Origin of the sequence: Emticicia sp. 17c, assembly GCF_037153985.1 — a bacterium.
Lineage (GTDB): Bacteria > Bacteroidota > Bacteroidia > Cytophagales > Spirosomataceae > Emticicia.
In genome coordinates this window covers 393,631-410,827 of record NZ_JBBAYI010000001.1, presented here as the reverse complement: position 1 = coordinate 410,827, position 17,197 = coordinate 393,631, and the positions used below count along the sequence as shown (strand labels likewise).

Here is a 17,197-nt window from a genome sequence, read left to right as displayed (position 1 = left end):
TATGAAATTCTTGATTCAAATTAATTATAAAAAACATATATCTAAGTTTTTATTTGTTGTTGGTCTTAACTTGATTATTCTGCCAACATTTGCACAAATAGATGATGATATTATTATTACCAAAGACCGTAAAGTTGAGCTACCACCTGCAAATAGGGTATTTGAAAAGATTCCACCGGTAAAATCCAATAGTGAAGATAAGCAAATGAAATATACCTTTTTCGACCGTAAACCTAAGGGAATCGAGGAGGTAAAATTCAATCCTAACGTTGTTCAACCGAATGGTGGCAAAAAGCAGGAAGATGCCGAAAGTTATAATAATTATGTAACCCTTGGTGCCGGAAATTACGGGCGTATACTAGGTGAGGTTTTTCTGAATACCAATCAGGAAAACAATATGGTGATAGGCGTACACGCGTATCATAACTCAACAGTAAGAGGGCCTATTGATGATAAAAATTCGGCCAATATGTATGATAAAGCCGAAATAACAGGTAAATACCTAGCTCAAAAGTTTCAGGTAAATGCAGGCTTTAATTATAACCGCGACCAGTATTATTTTTATGGTTATCGTAGGCCAAGAGAAGAGTTCGACAGAAAGGAAATAAGACAAGTCTTAAACACTGTGCAATTTAATGTTGGCTTTGAAAATACGGCTCCTGACCCACGTGTAGATTATTCATTAAAAACAAATTTAAGGTCACTTAAAAATATTTACGGTGCCCAGGAGACAGACTGGGCCTCTAGTTTTAATGTATATTTTCCTATCATCAAGGATAAATTTATAGCCATTGTTGATGCAGATGCTTTCGTAACACAACGTAGTGATGCTGAAGTAGATAAACGTAATTTGTTTAGAGTTAAACCATCCTTTAAAATAAATCTGAATAGCTTTGGTGCTAGTATCGGATATAAAGCCGTGAATGAGTTTGATGAAGTAAAAAAAATAAATCAGACAAAGGGTTTCCCTACCATAGAATTGACTTATAAAGCACCGGGTTTGTTTTATTTATTTGCTGGTATGGATGGCGATATTGTGAGAAATACACTTGGAAGTTTACTTAGCGAAAATCCATATTTGAAGTCTCAGGTTAAACTTCTGAATACCGAAAAAAGTCAAGAATATTACATAGGTACAAAAGGAGATATCGGTTCTGGCCTTAGTTTTAACGTAAGAGGGGCAATGGGTTATTATAAAAATCTGTATTATTTTAATAATTATACACCTGATTTTGGTGAAGCCCTTGGTGATACCGCCAAATTTACAATTATGTATGATAGCCTTAGAACCCAGTATTTTAATTTGGTCTTGCAACTTAACTATCAGCCTGTTGAAATGTGGAGAACTTATCTGAGAACAGACATAAACCACTATCAAAGAAGGAGCTTTGAAAAACCGTTCCACAGACCATTATTTACTGCTAAATGGGGAAACACCATTATTGTATCGGACCGTTTTTTGGCTAATATAGATTTATATTACTATGGAAAAACATTTGCCAGAAATCCAAGCACACAAGAGTTAGTAACCAACAAGGCTTTTTATGATTTGAATGCTGAGTTTGATTATCTTTTCAGTAAACAGTTTACTGCTTTTGTTAAATTAAATAATATTTTAGGGCAGAAGTACGAAAGATTTCTCTATTACCAGCAACAAGGTTTAAATTTTCTTGTAGGTGTCAATTTTTCATTTTAATTTAGCATAAAGATTGCTCCCAAATATATCCAATAACCTATGAAGCCTGTTGCAGAATATATTAGAACACTTCTCTATGAACATGATTATGTAACAGTTCCGAATTTCGGAGCTTTTATTGCTAATTACTTGCCTTCAAGTTATAACGATATTAGTGGTTCATTAATGCCTCCGCAAAAAAGAATTGCTTTTAACGAGATTTTGAAGCAAGATGATGGCCTTTTAGCCACTTACATTTCAAGGAGAGAGAGTGTCACAATCGACGAAGCAAAAAGAATAATTCAGGGATTCGTAACTGAAATTAAATTTTCATTATCAAACGAGAAGTCTTTTCATTTTGAACGAATCGGTGATTTTTCGTTGAACGAAGAGAATAATCTTGTTTTTGACCCCGACCGTCGGAATAACTTTTTTAGTGAAAGTTTTGGTTTTGATAGCATTTTTCCGAGAAAAATTGAGAAACAAAGCTATACGATTAGCCATACATTTGCCTCAGACAATGAAGATTTAATTCTGGATAAAGGAGCTTATTCAGGTACAGGTAAGCATTCAAAATGGACTTATGTTCTTTATTCGTTACCAGTATTGATATTAACGTCAGGGCTTTTTCTTGTTCTTTTCTCTAATCCTAAAAGTGGTGATAATCCTGCCAAGAGTAGTTTTAATCCTTTAGATTATATCCCTACAAGAGAGGAAACAACAAAGAAGAATGATTCTCAGCAAATAATAAAACAAGACTCAAGCGAAGCCATCATCAAACCGGTTTTTGAAAAGAAAGAAGTTAAAGAAGAAGTATTAACTGATAACAAGCCATCGGTTGCTAATGAAATTCCAAAGAATGATGAGAGTACTGTAAAAGCAGAAAAAGCTAAGGAAATTATTACTCCTACTACGCCTACTACTGCAATAAATACTACTACTAAACGTTATTTGATTGTTTCAGGTATTTTCAAAAGCAAAGAAAATGTTGAAAAATTAAGTAACACTTTACAAAAGAATGGTTTTACACCTAAAGTTGTAGAGTTTGGTAATTTAATGAAGGTTATTGCAGGTGAAGCTGATTCGTACGAAGAAGCACTACTACTAGCTGAGAAACACCAAAACCTACTTGGCGAAAAACCAGCAATCGTAAAGAATAAATAGTAGTCAATTCAGAATATTTCAAACCTGTAAGTAACACTTACAGGTTTTTTTATAATCCTAATTTCTAAATTCTCTATCTAATGCAAAGTGCAACCATAAGCGAAGATAACAAGAAAAACCAGAGCCTTGCGTTTGTTATAAGTCTGGCTATATATGGAGTATTTCTAACGCTGCTGTTTTTTTTGAAATTAATGTATACACCTATCGAGGAACCCGAAGGCGTTGAACTTAATTATGGTATTGATTTGGTTGGTACAGGCGATATCCAAACAACTAATAAGGCCAACTCTTCTCCTAATAATTATGATGTTAAACCCGCAGCAGGCGAGGAAGAGGCCAAACCAGTTAAAATTAAACCAGTAGCTACACCACCACCTGTTACGGAAAAGGTTGTAAAAGAGAAAATAAAAGATACTCCTGTCAAACCTGTCATAACATCCAGTAATGAAAGCCCAGTTGTGGCAAAGGAAACTGATAAGCCAGCAAAAAAAGTAGATAGCAAGCCAACACCACCTGTTGAGTCTAAAACAAAAACAGAAACACCCAAGGCTGAGCCTCCTAAACCAGTAGAACCCAAGAGAACAGTCGACGGTGAATCATTGTACAAAAAGGGGAGTAAGGGTTCAACCGGAAATAATGGAGGGGCTTCCAATTCTAATGGTACAACAGGTAACAGAGATGGTATAGGTGGAAACAATAATGGTGATGGTAAGAAAGGCGAGGTAGGAGACAAAGGAGACCCAAGAGGAACACCAGATGGAAATAGCCTCTATGGAAAACCAGGAAAAGGAGGTGGGAGTGGAGCATCAATTGGAGGCTTAAGTGGTTGGAACAAAAAGAAATTATCTTTACCAAATGATGGTTCAAGCGAAACAGGTAAAATAGTTTTTCAAGTAACAGTGGATGATACCGGAGATGTAGTTGGAATAAAAGTACTTGAAGCAACAGTAAGCCCATCAGTACAGAATTTCTATAAAAATTACATTCAGAATAAATTAAGTTCTGTACTAACCCCAGCAGGTACACCTCCACCACGTGCAAGTGGTACTATCACAATTAATATTCAGTCAGGTAATTAATTCTGATATACTATATTTAGTAATCTTTATTAATTTTGCATAAACTAGAAGGTGATTTTTCAATCACCTTTTTTTATTTTTATTCATCAATGAATTATAAAGAGACAATTGATTATCTGTATGCAATGCTTCCTGTTTTTCATCGGATAGGTGCAAAAGCATTTAAGCCTAATTTAGCTAATACCTCAAAGCTCTGTGAATACTTGGGGAATCCTCAGGATAAATTTAAAAGTATTCATATAGCAGGTACTAATGGCAAGGGGAGTACTTCCCATTATATGGCTTCAATTCTGCAATGTGCTGGCTACAAGACGGGTCTGTATACATCTCCTCATTTAAAAGATTATACAGAAAGATTCAGAATAAATGGTATATCAATTGATAAAGCGAAGGTTTCTGCATTTGTAGAAAAACATAAAACATATATTGAAGAGCTTCGACCTTCGTTTTTTGAATTAAGCGTTGCTTTGGCATTTGATTTTTTTGCTTCAGAAAATGTGGATATTGCTGTTATCGAAGTAGGTCTTGGAGGTAGAATAGACTCAACAAATATTATCCATCCTGAATTAAGTATCATAACTAATATTGGTTTCGACCACATGGATGTTTTGGGTGATACATTGCCTAAGATTGCTTTTGAAAAAGCGGGTATCATTAAGCCTAATACACCAATAGTTATCTCAGAACGAAATGGACAGACAAGTCCTGTTTTTCTTGAGAAAGCACAACAAGAAAATGCACCTATTTATTTTGCTGAAGATAACTATATGGTTAAAGAAGTTAATAGCCCAGCTATAAATACTTTAAAGCTTGTGGTAGATGTGATAGATAAAAATAGTAATAAGATATATGAGAATTTAACGTCAGAATTAATTGGGCCATATCAATTGAAAAACCTTGGAGGTGTAATACAGTCAGTTGAGGTACTCCGGGAGTTGGGCTTCAATATTCCTGACGAAGCTTTGAGAAATGGTATTGCTCAGGTTTGTACTCTTACAGGTTTAAAAGGGCGTTGGCAGATACTTGATTATAAGCCATTGACTATCTGTGACACAGGGCATAATGAGCATGGTTTAAATATTGTGTTAAATCAAATTTCTAAGCTCTCTGAAACTGGTGTAATCAAAGGCGATAAGTATTTTATATTGGGTTTTGTTAAAGATAAAGACGTAGAGAAAATACTACAACTTTTTCCTAAAGAGGCTAAATACTACTTTTGCCAAGCAGATTCGCCCCGTTCTATGCCGCCTGAGAATTTGATAAAAATTGCTGAGTCGATAGGTATTACAGGATATTCAATTCTCAGCGTTAACGATGCGCTTAAAAAAGTCCGTGAAAATGCGTCATCTAATGATTTTATATACATTGGAGGTAGTACATTTGTTGTTGCTGAATTAGATGAGTTATAAGTATAATATTTATAAAAAGTATTATACTTATATATATTTATTATATTATTTAAACTTTTAAAAAATAGGAGAGTGGCCAGACAAAAATTACCCCGTTTTATACATAATGCTCAAGCAGAAAATGTTATTGAGAGAGGAAAAGAACTTTACACGACAATAAAAGGTCAATGGCGTGAAAAATATTTTCTAAATAATAATCCTATTGTATTGGAATTAGCCTGTGGTAAAGGTGAGTACACAGTAGGTTTAGCCAATCAATTTAAAGAAAAAAATTTTATAGGGATAGATATAAAAGGGGATAGAATTGCCAGAGGTAGCAAAAGAGCTATTGATATGAAACTTACTAATGTAGCATTTTTACGGACACCTATGATTTATCTGGAAGAGTTTTTTGATGAAAATGAAGTTGATGAAATCTGGCTTATTCACCCAGACCCACAGCCCAGAGATAAAGAAGAAAAAAAGAGATTAACAAACATCCAATATCTTAATTTATACCGAAAGATTCTAAAACCTAATGGTGATTTTTTCTTTAAAACTGATAATAGTGGTTTATTTGAGTATAGTTTAGGTACATTGGATGAGGCAAATTATAGAATATTAAAGAAAACTACTGACCTCTATAATTCTGATTTTCTCGATGAACACTTCGGTATTACAACACATTATGAGAAATTATTTGTTGAAAAAGGCTTCAAAATCAATTACTTAGCAGCAAAGGTTTTATAAACTAAAAAGCCACATTTCTGGAATAAATTATCCCAAAATGTGGCTTTTTTAGGTATTAGATTACTATATTAAAGTAGCAAAATATTTTACTGTTCTAACTAATTGGCTAACATAGCTCATTTCGTTATCATACCAGCTAACTGTTTTAACCAGTTGTTGGTCTCCAACTGTTACAACTTTAGTTTGAGTTGCATCAAATAAGCTACCATAGTTTATACCGATGATATCACTACTTACGATTTCGTCTTCAGTATAACCGAAGCTTTCATTACTAGCGGCTTTCATTGCTGCATTAATTTCTTGAACTGTTACAGGTTTCGACAGAACGGTTGTTAATTCTGTCAAACTGCCAGTAATGGTAGGTACACGTTGAGCACCACCATCAAGTTTGCCTTTCAGCTCAGGTAGTACTAAGCCAATAGCTTTTGCAGCACCAGTACTGTTCGGAACTATGTTTGCAGCCGCAGCTCTTGCTCTGCGTAAATCACCTTTAGGATGAGGAGCATCTAATGTATTTTGGTCGTTCGTATAAGCATGAACTGTTGTCATACTTCCTAGTACAATACCAAATTTATCATTTAAAGTTTTAGCCATTGGAGCTAAACAGTTGGTAGTACAACTTGCACAGCTGATAATGGTTTCGCTTCCATCAAGGGTTTGATGATTTACGTTAAATACAATAGTTTTAAGGTCACCAGTTGCCGGTGCGCTAATGATTACTCTCTTTGCTCCAGCTGTAATATGCGCGGCAGCTTTATCTTTGTCTGTAAAGAAACCTGTACATTCTAATACAACATCTACGCCATGAGTTCCCCAAGGAATTTCTGCTGGGTTTCTTTGAGCGTAAATTTTAATTTCTTCACCATTAACAACAATACTATTTTCAGTTGATTTTACGTCAGCATCGAATCTCCCTTGAGCACTATCATATTTCAATAAATGAGCTAGAACTGATGGGCTCGTTAAATCATTTATTGCTACAACATCAATTCCTTCCATGTTATAAATTTGACGATAGGCAAGGCGGCCTATGCGGCCAAATCCATTAATAGCTACTTTAATTTGTGCCATTTTTAATAATTTGGTTTAAGTGGTACGATTCTGCAATTTAAGAAGTTTTTTTTAATAAATAAAATAATGCTAATAGGAGGTATGTATTTTAGCATTAATATAATAAAGCTAATGCACTTCTAGTAAGCAAATTAGTTATAATACAAAAAATGATTACTAATTATTTTAGTAATACTAACTAAATAACTTACTAAATATTAGTAAAAAAGACTAAAATTATTAGTTATATAATATCCTGTAAACTTAGTAATTATTAATATCTGTCTACATATAGGTGGCATCATTTAAATGGTTAATATTTGTATGAGTTATTGTTGGTTAAATATATTTCATTGCTGCATGACTCATACACCATTGGTATTTTTAGTTAAGTAGGGGAGGTATTAACTTGAAGTTTTAATTTAAAGGTCTTACATTTGTGTTATTATGATTAAAATCTAATTCTAAAATACTTAAAATAATCTTAAAATATTAATATAAGTAGTTCATTATCAGTGTTTTAGCAAGTATTAATTAACATAAAAATCTAAATATAATAATGCAACAAAAAACTATTATTGAATCAGCTTGGGAAGACCGATCTTTACTTAATTCGTCAGAAGTAAAAGCAGCAATTGAAGATATTATTGAAAAATTAGATTCAGGTGACCTCCGTGTTGCTAGTCCGAATGAAGATGGCAGTTGGATTACTAACGATTGGGTAAAGAAGGCAATCATTCTTTATTTTCCTCTTCAACAAATGAGTATTCAGGAAGTTGGAATTTTTGAATATCATGATAAAATGAAATTAAAGAAAGGCTATGATACCATGGGTGTAAGAGTGGTACCTCCGGCTGTGGCAAGATATGGCTCTTTTTTAGCTAAAGGAGTTATTATGATGCCATCTTATGTTAATATAGGAGCATACGTAGATTCTGGTACAATGGTGGATACTTGGGCCACAGTAGGCAGTTGCGCACAAATTGGAAAAGACGTACACTTAAGTGGTGGTGTTGGCATTGGGGGAGTTTTAGAACCTGCACAGGCCTCTCCAGTAATTATTGAAGATGGAGCATTTATTGGTTCAAGATGTATTGTAGTGGAAGGTGCAAGAATTGGCAAGAGAGCCGTACTTGGTGCTGGAGTAACGATAACCAGTAGCTCTAAAATAATAGATGTAAATACTGGCCAAGAATATATAGGCTATGTTCCTGATAATTCAGTTGTGATACCCGGTATGTTACCAAAGAAATATCCAGCAGGTGATTATGGTGTACCTTGTGCGTTAATAATAGGCCAACGTAAAGCGAGCACTGACCTAAAAACCTCACTCAATGAAGCATTAAGAGAAAATAACGTATCCGTATAATATAAAGAAGCATTATAGTATTGTTATATAAACACAATGGGCAATAGATTATCTATTGCCCATTGTGTTTATTACTCATTATTTCCCAATCTAACTGTTTTACCTCTCTTCTTCTTCATTGTGACAATCTGGCACAATGAGACTAAACAACTCCTAAAAATAACCTGAATATTAATCCTGCTGTATGGTATATCTTTAATACATGCTTTATTTGCTGTTTTAATAGGCCTACAAGGCCTATTGATATATTCTCAATAGTTTTATCAGATTATCAGAATAATGGCCCTCAAAGCCTTAATTTTCATTAAATTCTTTTTATATAGTTATTGAATCTTTTATACCATTTAAAATTATTTATTCTTTAGCCATTATATAGACATTGAACTGTACTAGGCATCACGACTAACGAAGTTTCCTACATGATAAGGATATGATGCTGATAGAATTTTTTTAGTAGTAGACATAAAAAAAAGCCCAATCTAAAATAAGATAGGACTTTCTGACGATTGAATCCCAAATTGTTGGCATTTCTACCTACAAATTAAACCTTTACTTAAAATTTATCTTAAATGAATTATATTGAAAGCACGTAAGTATGAGGCAAAACTAATTTACAAGAATTAATCTACAAAAAACTTTTGTAAATATTTTCATACATATTTCTTGACATTAGTAAATATGGGTTATTTTTCTCCTGATAACCTTTTTTTATACTATTATTTAATACGTCCTGCTCTACTGTACCAAAAGAAATTTGTTTGCTCAGCCACTAAAACTTTCAACTATAAACACAATCTAATATAAATTATTGATTATCAGACTATTAAGAAATGTAAACTATTTACATTGACAGCCTGTTTACAATTTAAAGAAATAATTTACAAAAGTATTTGGTTTTCATTTCGAAACTGTTTATGTTTGTAAAAAGATATTAACAGATGTTAATTAACATTTATATCTAGTTATTTACATTTGTTTAGTTTAATTATTTACATATATAATTGTAAACTATTTATGAAATTAAATGAAAAGATACGCCGCTTTATTAGCGAACGGGATTTGACCTCTACAAAGTTTGCGGATGAGATTGGAGTGCCTCGCCCTAGCATTTCTCACATTTTATCTGACAGAAATAAGCCTAGTTTGGAGATTGTACAGAAAATTTACAAAAGATACCCAGAATTGGGCTTTGATTGGTTTTTAGAAGACGAAGAAAGCGAAGCAACTATTCAAACTCAAAACACTGTAAATCAATCAGTTACAACGCAAAAGAGGGCTATTTTCTCACCACGAGAATCGAATGAAAGAAAAATACCTGAGCTTAGCCCTTCACAGCAAAATCTCAGCAATACTATTTTACCGAATTTTAGCCATAGTGGCCATGGAAATGTTGCTCGTATCATTGTTGTCTATACAGACGGTAATACACAAGTTTTTGAATCTAGCAATACCTGACAATATGTCATGGTGAAGTAAAACCCAAAGAAGCCACGAAAAAATTAACTTCTTTTTTACTTTACAAAAGCGGTTGAGTCCCAAAATTATAATTAATTACAAAGTACGCTCTTTCACTTATTGGAATTAGAAAAAAATATCCTCTTTGGAGTATCGTTCATTGCTCGGGTATACTAGCCTCCTTGATTTATACAAACCCAAATTGAATCAGATTATAATAGCCAGCAGACAGGTGATAATTTGGATGTTCCGGGAGCAGACCTTGATGAGCATATTTCAAAGGCTATTTAATATTTAACACACCCATTGCAAAAACTGGCTGTTTTCAATTTAAAGAAATAATTTATAGTTAATAGAAATCATTCGGCACCAAAACTAACGTGTTTTTAAATGACTTGTTTAAGTTGGGTTCCAAATACAATTGCCTGAGTAGCGTTCAAACCCATTGTGCAACAAACTGAACAACTTGGTAATTTCTTTTTAAATTCATAAAATTATATTAGTTGCGTAGAGCCGTGATTTTAACATTCAACTGTTAGATTCTATATAATTATGTTATTGCTATTTATAATGAATTATACAAATAATGTGTAATGAAATTTTACAGATTAAGTCAGAATCAAAAGCTACTATATCTTTCTTTAGATTTATGAGCCTTCATACATTGATAATTATTCAACAAACTTTTTAGACATACGCTTTTAATAATAATGATATATTAGCCTCTATGATTGAAAGTAATGTATGCCTCTACAACTTGAGCTTACTTAATAATACTATAAAGCAATGGAACACAAATTTAAAATACATGATTAAGCACACTCGCTAAATAAGGGATAAAACTTGCTAATGCCTTATCAGTATACAAGCCATTATTTAATCATAAATTATTGTTTCAATATAATATTAAAATTCCATCACAGAGTTATTGATTATACACACTAAGCTGTTACTTGAAATATTTGTTGATTCAAAAAACATTCAATACTATATCTATCTGGTGTAATATAATCATTAACGATTAACAGCATAGCACTGAATGAGCAGATGACTTGCGTTGTATGAACTCATTCATGCTAAACAGAATTTAGTTTTATTACTTATTAGTCTTTATCTAAAGAGACCTATTTCTAATTTTCACTAAATTTCAATTGCTCTTTTACAGTATGCCCTCGTACATAAATAATTTCTTAGCTCATTATTTTGAGTTATTTTAAAGTTCCAAAATTACGCTACAACTGGCTTTTCTGATTTCCAATCTGACACATCCAAAATCATCAATTCGAGAGTCAATATTTTTCACTCGAAAACACAAAAAATAGCACCTATTTTAAGCCTCCAAATAACACGTCTAAGCGCACTTTCACACATAAGTAGGGTAGTAGCCCATTTACACCTTAAAATACCGCTTAAAGCCTGTTTCAAAAGATTTTCATTTTTAATTATTCTTTATATACTCATTATAATTAAAATTCATTTTATTATTATCTTTATTAATGTAAGTATTTTTATTATAAAACTATAAATACTTTTTATTATATAAATTACTTATAATACATATTATGTATTTAAACTTTATAATACTATTATATTTATTTAAAAATTACTAATACATATAAAAGTATTAGTAATATATTTTTAACAATATGTATTAATAATAAAATTATTATTGTTATTATATTATATATTGTTTATTAAATTTGTAATATAATATTTATACTTACATTTATTTTTAATTAATTAAATTATTATTATATATACAATAAGTTTATTTTAATATAATATATATTTAAAGTTTAAAATAATATAACAATATAGATATAATAATTAGTTATTATATTATTTATTTGGCATATACTTATCGTAAAGTTATTATTATTTATAAAATATATTATTACAGTATTGTTACTACGGTTGATTTGTTCTATATTGCCGGACAATATTATTCTTATTATAACAATGATTATTAGTGTAGTAAACAACAAAGGGGGAGTAGGTAAAACTACATCTACCCAAAATCTTGGTGCTGCCTTCCAGAAATTTGCAAACGCACGTGTGCTGTTTATTGACCTGGACGGACAGGCAAGTCTTACACGATGCTTTGGAGTTCAGGAAACTCAAGTTGGAAAAAATCATGTAGGCAATTACCTGAGTGGTGAATTGCCGTTTGACACTGTTGTGATTCACACTCCAATAGGGGATTTACTACCCAGTGCAGCTGAGCTTAATTCAAAAGAAGATTCAATAAAGGCTTCTCCTGTATTTCCGTTCAACTTGAAATTATTGCTAGAGAAAGTAAAAAAGAATTATGATTATATCATGATTGATTGCCCGCCCACACTTTCCGGCATGACAAGAATTGCGCTGATTGCTTGTGATATTTACTTAGTACCACTACAAGCTGAGTTTCTGAGCTACGAAGGTTTAAGAAACTTTCTGATGTATTCATCAGAATTGCAATTAATTAGTCCTCAAACAAAACTTGGCGGCGTATTTGCAACCCGTTACAACCCAAGAATTAATAAAAAACTAAGTAACGATATTATTGAAGCTACCAAACAACAATTAGGGAGCGCGTTTTTTGCTACAACCATCAGAGATAATATTGCTATCTCTGAAGCACAAGCTAACGGACAAGATATATTTTCATATTCTCCTGAAAGTAATGGTGCTATGGACTATTATCAATTAACTAAAGAGATTCTCGGAAGTTTTAATGACAACTAAACTATTACTGAGAAAGCTCTGAATTAAAAATTTTCTAAAAAAATGGCAAAGAATAAAAATTTCACCTTTGAAAGTCTGGTTCCAACTAACAAAAGCGCGGAACAGTCTGGTGCTGCAACAACTCAACCAACTATTGCAGCATATCAAGAAAGTGGCCCATCTACTAAAGTTACATTTGATTGCCCGAATGAGCTTGTTGAAACAATGAAAGATTATGGCTACTGGGAAGGAATGTCACAAAAAGATATTATTATAGAGGCACTGAATGTATTTTTTGAAGATAAAAAAATAAAAGAACGGCCTGAGAAAGTTAAAATGCGTAAAAAAGTAGGTCGTAAACCAAAAACATTAAAAGCATTTTTAAACTAACTGTTGATTAATTCAACATATTATCAACAAATGTTCCACGTGGATTTTTTCATTTTCCACATATTATACAGTTATAACAGACAAATATTTAAGTTATATAATTTATATTATGTTAAATAGAATTTTCTATTTACTCCCATCAATAGCTAATTCGTATGCTTTAGATAATAAAAAAACTCTGAGATTGCTCTCAGAGTTTTTTTATTATTACTACTAAAGTTAAATATTTTTTATTTACGCTTTGCACATTGCTCGAGTACCGAGGTCAAGCTAGTAAGGTTATCCATAAGGTCTTGCTCTTGTGGTTTTCCTTCTTTTTCTCTGGTTGCTTTACAAGTATCGAAATGTGGCTTAGCTTCTGCAAATTTAGCACATGCTTTATCTTCTACTGCTTTACCATTCTTTTGATACTCTTTCATATCCATTTTGTCAACCTCTTTCTTAATTTCTACCGCTTGATTGAAATAATATACACCTAAGTTAAAATTACAATCATAGTTTGATGGGTCAATTGCCAGAACTTTTTTATAATATACAAGTGCTTCCTCTTTAGTATTGTTATCATTCTGCAACAAAATAGCCAGATTAAGCAAATTGTTGATATTATTCGGGTCTGTTTCAATCAGCTTCTTAAGTTCATTTACTGCCTCCTGAGAGTTACCGCTTGATAGCTGAACATTTACTAATGAGCCTTTCAAATCTTTATCACCCGGGTTGGCTGTAATACCTTTTCTTAAAACTTCTACTGCTTTATTATGGTCTTTTTCTGATTTGTATATTTCTGACAAGCTGTAAAATACTGCTGGGTCTTTACCTCCCTCGTCAATAAATTTGTTAAAGTATAGTTTTGCAGATTCATTATCTTTAGCTAACTGAGCCACAATACCTGCATAAAGCGTTGCAATGGTATCTTTAGGGCTTGTTTCAGAAGCTAACTTGAATAATTTAAGTGCATTGGGGAAATTCTTTGAATTGTAATATCCTGCACCTTGTTGCATTAAGATAGAATAAAGCTTCTGACTCTTTAAAGCAGTTTCAATATCTTTAGCTCCTTTTCCTCCAGCTTCAACTTCAAGTGCTTTCTTATATGAATTATACGCTTTTTCTGATGCCATTGAATCTTTGCCACAATTTACGGCCATATCTTCATAGGCAGTTGCCAACTTTACCCAAGTAGATGATTTTGCACCTTTTTTAGCATCCTGGCTTGCTTTTTCACCTTTTGCTATTTCATCAGCAGCTGATTTACATTGTGCGTCTCTAACCTGTGAGTCAAGTGCTGATTGCGCAAATACGCCTGCCGAAAACATAGATAAGACAGACAAAAAAATTGTTTTTTTCATGTTTTAGTTGATTTTTTTAAAAATGTTAAACGTTTAGGGTTAGACATTATTATTTCCCGAAAAATATAAATTTTCGGGAAATTAACAAAGTATTAACATAAAAAGTCGACGTCCCCCCTACTCTATTGAGACTTAATTCTCTTCCGAGGCTACTACGTCCCCTCCTGTTTCAGATGCTTCTTCTTCTTCATCTTCACGTATGATTCGGGTAACTGAAGCAATATCGTCTGTTTCATTTAAGCGGATTAATCTTACCCCTTGCGTATTACGCCCCATTACTCTGAGGTCAGAAACTTTAATACGAATAGCAATTCCGTTTTTGGTAATTATCATCAGGTCATCATCATCTGTAACTTCCTTGATTGCAACCAAAGTACCGGTTTTATCTGTTATATTAAGTGTTTTAACACCTTTGGCTCCACGCGAAGTAATACGGTAATCTTCAATATCTGAACGTTTACCATAGCCTTTTTCAGACACAACCAAAAGCTGTGTATCTGCTCTGGAAACACAAACCATGCCTATTACGCGGTCGCCATCTTCAAGGCTAATGCCTCTTACACCTGTGGCTGTACGCCCCATAGGCCGTGTTCCTGACTCGTGAAAACGTACTACTTTACCATTTTTGGCAGCTATCACAATGTTATTATTACCATTGGTAAGGGCAACATCTAATAAATTATCACCTTCGTTGATATTAATGGCTATGATACCTCCCTGACGTGGACGTGAATATGCTTCAAGTAATGTCTTTTTAACAGTACCTTCTTCTGTACACATAACTATATAGTTATTATTAATATAGTCTTCGTCTGTAAGTGTAGTAACATTCAGTACTGCCTGAACTTTGTCGTCCGATTCAATATTTATCAGGTTCTGAATTGCACGACCTTTTGAAGTTTTTGCACCTTCTGGCACTTCAAAAACCCTTAGCCAATATAACTTCCCTTTCTTTGTAAAGAAAAGAAGATAGTTATGATTGGTAGCTGCAAACAGGTGTTCTGTGTAATCTTCATCTTTTGTTTTTACTCCTCTCGAACCAGTACCACCTCTACCTTGTGTACGGTATTCTTGCAATGGAGTACGTTTGATATAGCCTTGATGAGAAATAGTTACTAACATTTCATCGTCAGGAATCATATCTTCTATACTGAATTCACCGGCAGCCATTTCAATTTTAGAACGTCTGGCATCACCATAGCGTGCTTTTAATTCAGCTAGCTCATCTTTAATAATTGTACGTTTTCTTTCTTCAGAAGAAAGAATATCACGCAAGTCATCAATAAGCGTTCTAAGGTCTTCAAATTCTGCATTTATTTTGTCTCTTTCAAGGCCAACTAAACGCTGTAAGCGCATATCCAGAATGGCCTTGGCTTGTAACTCGCTTAAAATGCTTCCCTCTGCTACTGCTTGCGTACTGAGTGTATCAACTATCTGCAAACGTTTTAGCCCTACCGTAAGGAATTCTTCTTTTTCTTTGGCTGTCATGAAATCTCCCTGCATTAAAGCTGCTTTTGCTTCATCTGCATCTCTCGACCTGCGAATAAGGGTAATAACAGCATCAATATAATCTAAGGCAATTAAAAGACCTGTCAGGATATGAGCCCTTTTCTCAGCTTCTTTTAAATCATATATCGTACGTCTTGTGATAATTTCCAAGCGATGATCAACATAATAGCGTATCATATCTTTTAGGTTCAAAGTCACCGGACGACCTTTCACCAATGCTACGTTGTTGATACTGAACGAGGATTGTAGCTGTGTATATTTGTAAAGGTTATTGAGTACTACGTTAGGTACGGCATCTTTACGTAAATCATATACTACACGAATACCGTCTTTATCTGACTCATCACGAATATCTGAAATGCCCTCTATTTTTTTCTCATTAATGAGCTGAGCCGTTTTCTCAATCATCATGGCTTTGTTAACCATGTATGGAATTTCGGTTACTACAATCTGGTCTTTGCCGGTTTTCGATACTTCAAAATTAGCAACCGAACGTAAAACAATACGTCCTCTACCGGTTTCAAAAGCAGACTTCACGCCACTATAGCCGTATATAACTGCGCCTGTCGGAAAATCAGGAGCTTTAATATACTGCATAAGTTCTTCAATAGTAATTTCGTTATTGTCAATATAGGCTACAATTCCATCCACTACCTCTGAAAGGTTATGTGGAGCCATATTAGTAGCCATACCAACTGCAATACCTGCCGAACCATTCAATAGCAAATTAGGGATTTTCCCAGGCAATACAGATGGTTCTTCAAGGGAGTCATCAAAGTTAGGCTGGAAATCAACAGTTTCTTTATTAATGTCAGATAGTAATTCTTCAGCAATACGTTTGAGACGTGCCTCGGTATAACGCATAGCAGCCGGAGAATCACCGTCAATAGACCCGTAGTTACCTTGCCCGTCTACTAAGGTATATCTTAACGACCAGTCCTGAGCCATACGAACCATTGTGTCATAAACAGATGCGTCGCCATGTGGGTGATATTTACCTAGCACCTCTCCTACTATACGTGCTGATTTCTTATAAGGTCGATTGTGATACACGCCCAACTCTGCCATACCATACAACACACGACGATGAACGGGCTTCAAACCATCCCGAACATCGGGTAAAGCACGTGAAATAATAACAGACATTGAGTAATCAATGTATGCTCCACGCATTTCGTCCTCGATGTTAATTGGAATAATTGTACCGTTGTTAGAAGATTCTGGGATTAGATTTTCTGTTTCCTCAGCCATTAGCCTTTAAATTTACTTTAATTGGTAGAATTAATATAATTATTTACACATATTATTGTACTATTTAT

12 protein-coding genes are annotated in these 17,197 nt (G+C 33.5%); 9 read left to right on the top strand and 3 right to left on the bottom strand.

Annotated elements, in window-relative coordinates:
* Position 1: 1 nt before the first annotated feature.
* The 5 genes from WAA15_RS01760 to trmB all read left to right on the top strand — a co-directional run bounded on the left by WAA15_RS01760 (position 2) and on the right by trmB (position 6,056).
* Positions 2-1,696, top strand: a complete 1,695-nt coding sequence (locus WAA15_RS01760) for a TonB-dependent receptor (protein ID WP_337040653.1) — start codon at positions 2-4, stop codon at positions 1,694-1,696.
* Between the two features lie 39 nt (positions 1,697-1,735).
* The gene (locus WAA15_RS01755; RefSeq protein WP_337040652.1) at positions 1,736-2,839 is read left to right on the top strand and encodes an SPOR domain-containing protein; all 1,104 of its coding nucleotides are present in this window, start codon (positions 1,736-1,738) and stop codon (positions 2,837-2,839) included.
* Between the two features lie 80 nt (positions 2,840-2,919).
* A complete protein-coding gene (locus tag WAA15_RS01750; protein ID WP_337040650.1) occupies positions 2,920-3,918 on the top strand; it encodes a hypothetical protein in 999 nt (332 codons plus the stop codon).
* A gap of 35 nt (positions 3,919-3,953) precedes the next feature.
* Positions 3,954-5,327 (top strand): bifunctional folylpolyglutamate synthase/dihydrofolate synthase, encoded by a 1,374-nt coding sequence (locus WAA15_RS01745; protein ID WP_337040649.1) that lies wholly within the window; start codon positions 3,954-3,956, stop codon positions 5,325-5,327.
* Positions 5,328-5,399: 72 nt separating this feature from the next.
* Positions 5,400-6,056 carry a tRNA (guanosine(46)-N7)-methyltransferase TrmB gene (gene trmB, locus WAA15_RS01740; RefSeq protein ID WP_337040648.1) on the top strand — a complete coding sequence of 219 codons (657 nt, stop codon included), beginning with the start codon at positions 5,400-5,402 and terminating at the stop codon, positions 6,054-6,056.
* Positions 6,057-6,119: 63 nt separating this feature from the next.
* On the opposite strand, the gene gap is transcribed toward trmB, so the two are convergent.
* A complete protein-coding gene (gene gap / locus WAA15_RS01735) occupies positions 6,120-7,127 on the bottom strand; it encodes a type I glyceraldehyde-3-phosphate dehydrogenase (protein ID WP_337040647.1) in 1,008 nt (335 codons plus the stop codon).
* 538 nt (positions 7,128-7,665) lie between these two features.
* Here gap and WAA15_RS01730 point away from each other — a divergent pair.
* The 4 genes from WAA15_RS01730 (at position 7,666) to WAA15_RS01715 (ending at position 13,026) form a co-directional block, all read left to right on the top strand.
* Positions 7,666-8,475, top strand: coding sequence for a 2,3,4,5-tetrahydropyridine-2,6-dicarboxylate N-succinyltransferase (locus WAA15_RS01730; protein WP_337040645.1), 810 nt, complete (start codon positions 7,666-7,668; stop codon positions 8,473-8,475).
* Between the two features lie 1,014 nt (positions 8,476-9,489).
* On the top strand, positions 9,490-9,930 hold the full coding sequence (locus WAA15_RS01725) for a helix-turn-helix transcriptional regulator (RefSeq protein ID WP_337040644.1): 441 nt from the start codon (positions 9,490-9,492) through the stop codon (positions 9,928-9,930).
* Between the two features lie 1,959 nt (positions 9,931-11,889).
* Positions 11,890-12,657: a ParA family protein gene (locus WAA15_RS01720; RefSeq protein ID WP_337040643.1), complete on the top strand. Its 768-nt coding sequence runs from the start codon at positions 11,890-11,892 to the stop codon at positions 12,655-12,657.
* Positions 12,658-12,699: 42 nt separating this feature from the next.
* The gene (locus tag WAA15_RS01715; protein WP_337040642.1) at positions 12,700-13,026 is read left to right on the top strand and encodes a hypothetical protein; all 327 of its coding nucleotides are present in this window, start codon (positions 12,700-12,702) and stop codon (positions 13,024-13,026) included.
* Between the two features lie 230 nt (positions 13,027-13,256).
* On the opposite strand, the gene WAA15_RS01710 is transcribed toward WAA15_RS01715, so the two are convergent.
* Together WAA15_RS01710 and gyrA are read right to left on the bottom strand one after the other, a co-directional pair.
* A complete protein-coding gene (locus WAA15_RS01710) occupies positions 13,257-14,369 on the bottom strand; it encodes a tetratricopeptide repeat protein (protein ID WP_337040641.1) in 1,113 nt (370 codons plus the stop codon).
* A 132-nt stretch (positions 14,370-14,501) separates the two neighbouring features.
* On the bottom strand, positions 14,502-17,129 hold the full coding sequence (gene gyrA / locus WAA15_RS01705; protein ID WP_337040640.1) for a DNA gyrase subunit A: 2,628 nt from the start codon (positions 17,127-17,129) through the stop codon (positions 14,502-14,504).
* Positions 17,130-17,197 lie beyond the last annotated feature (68 nt).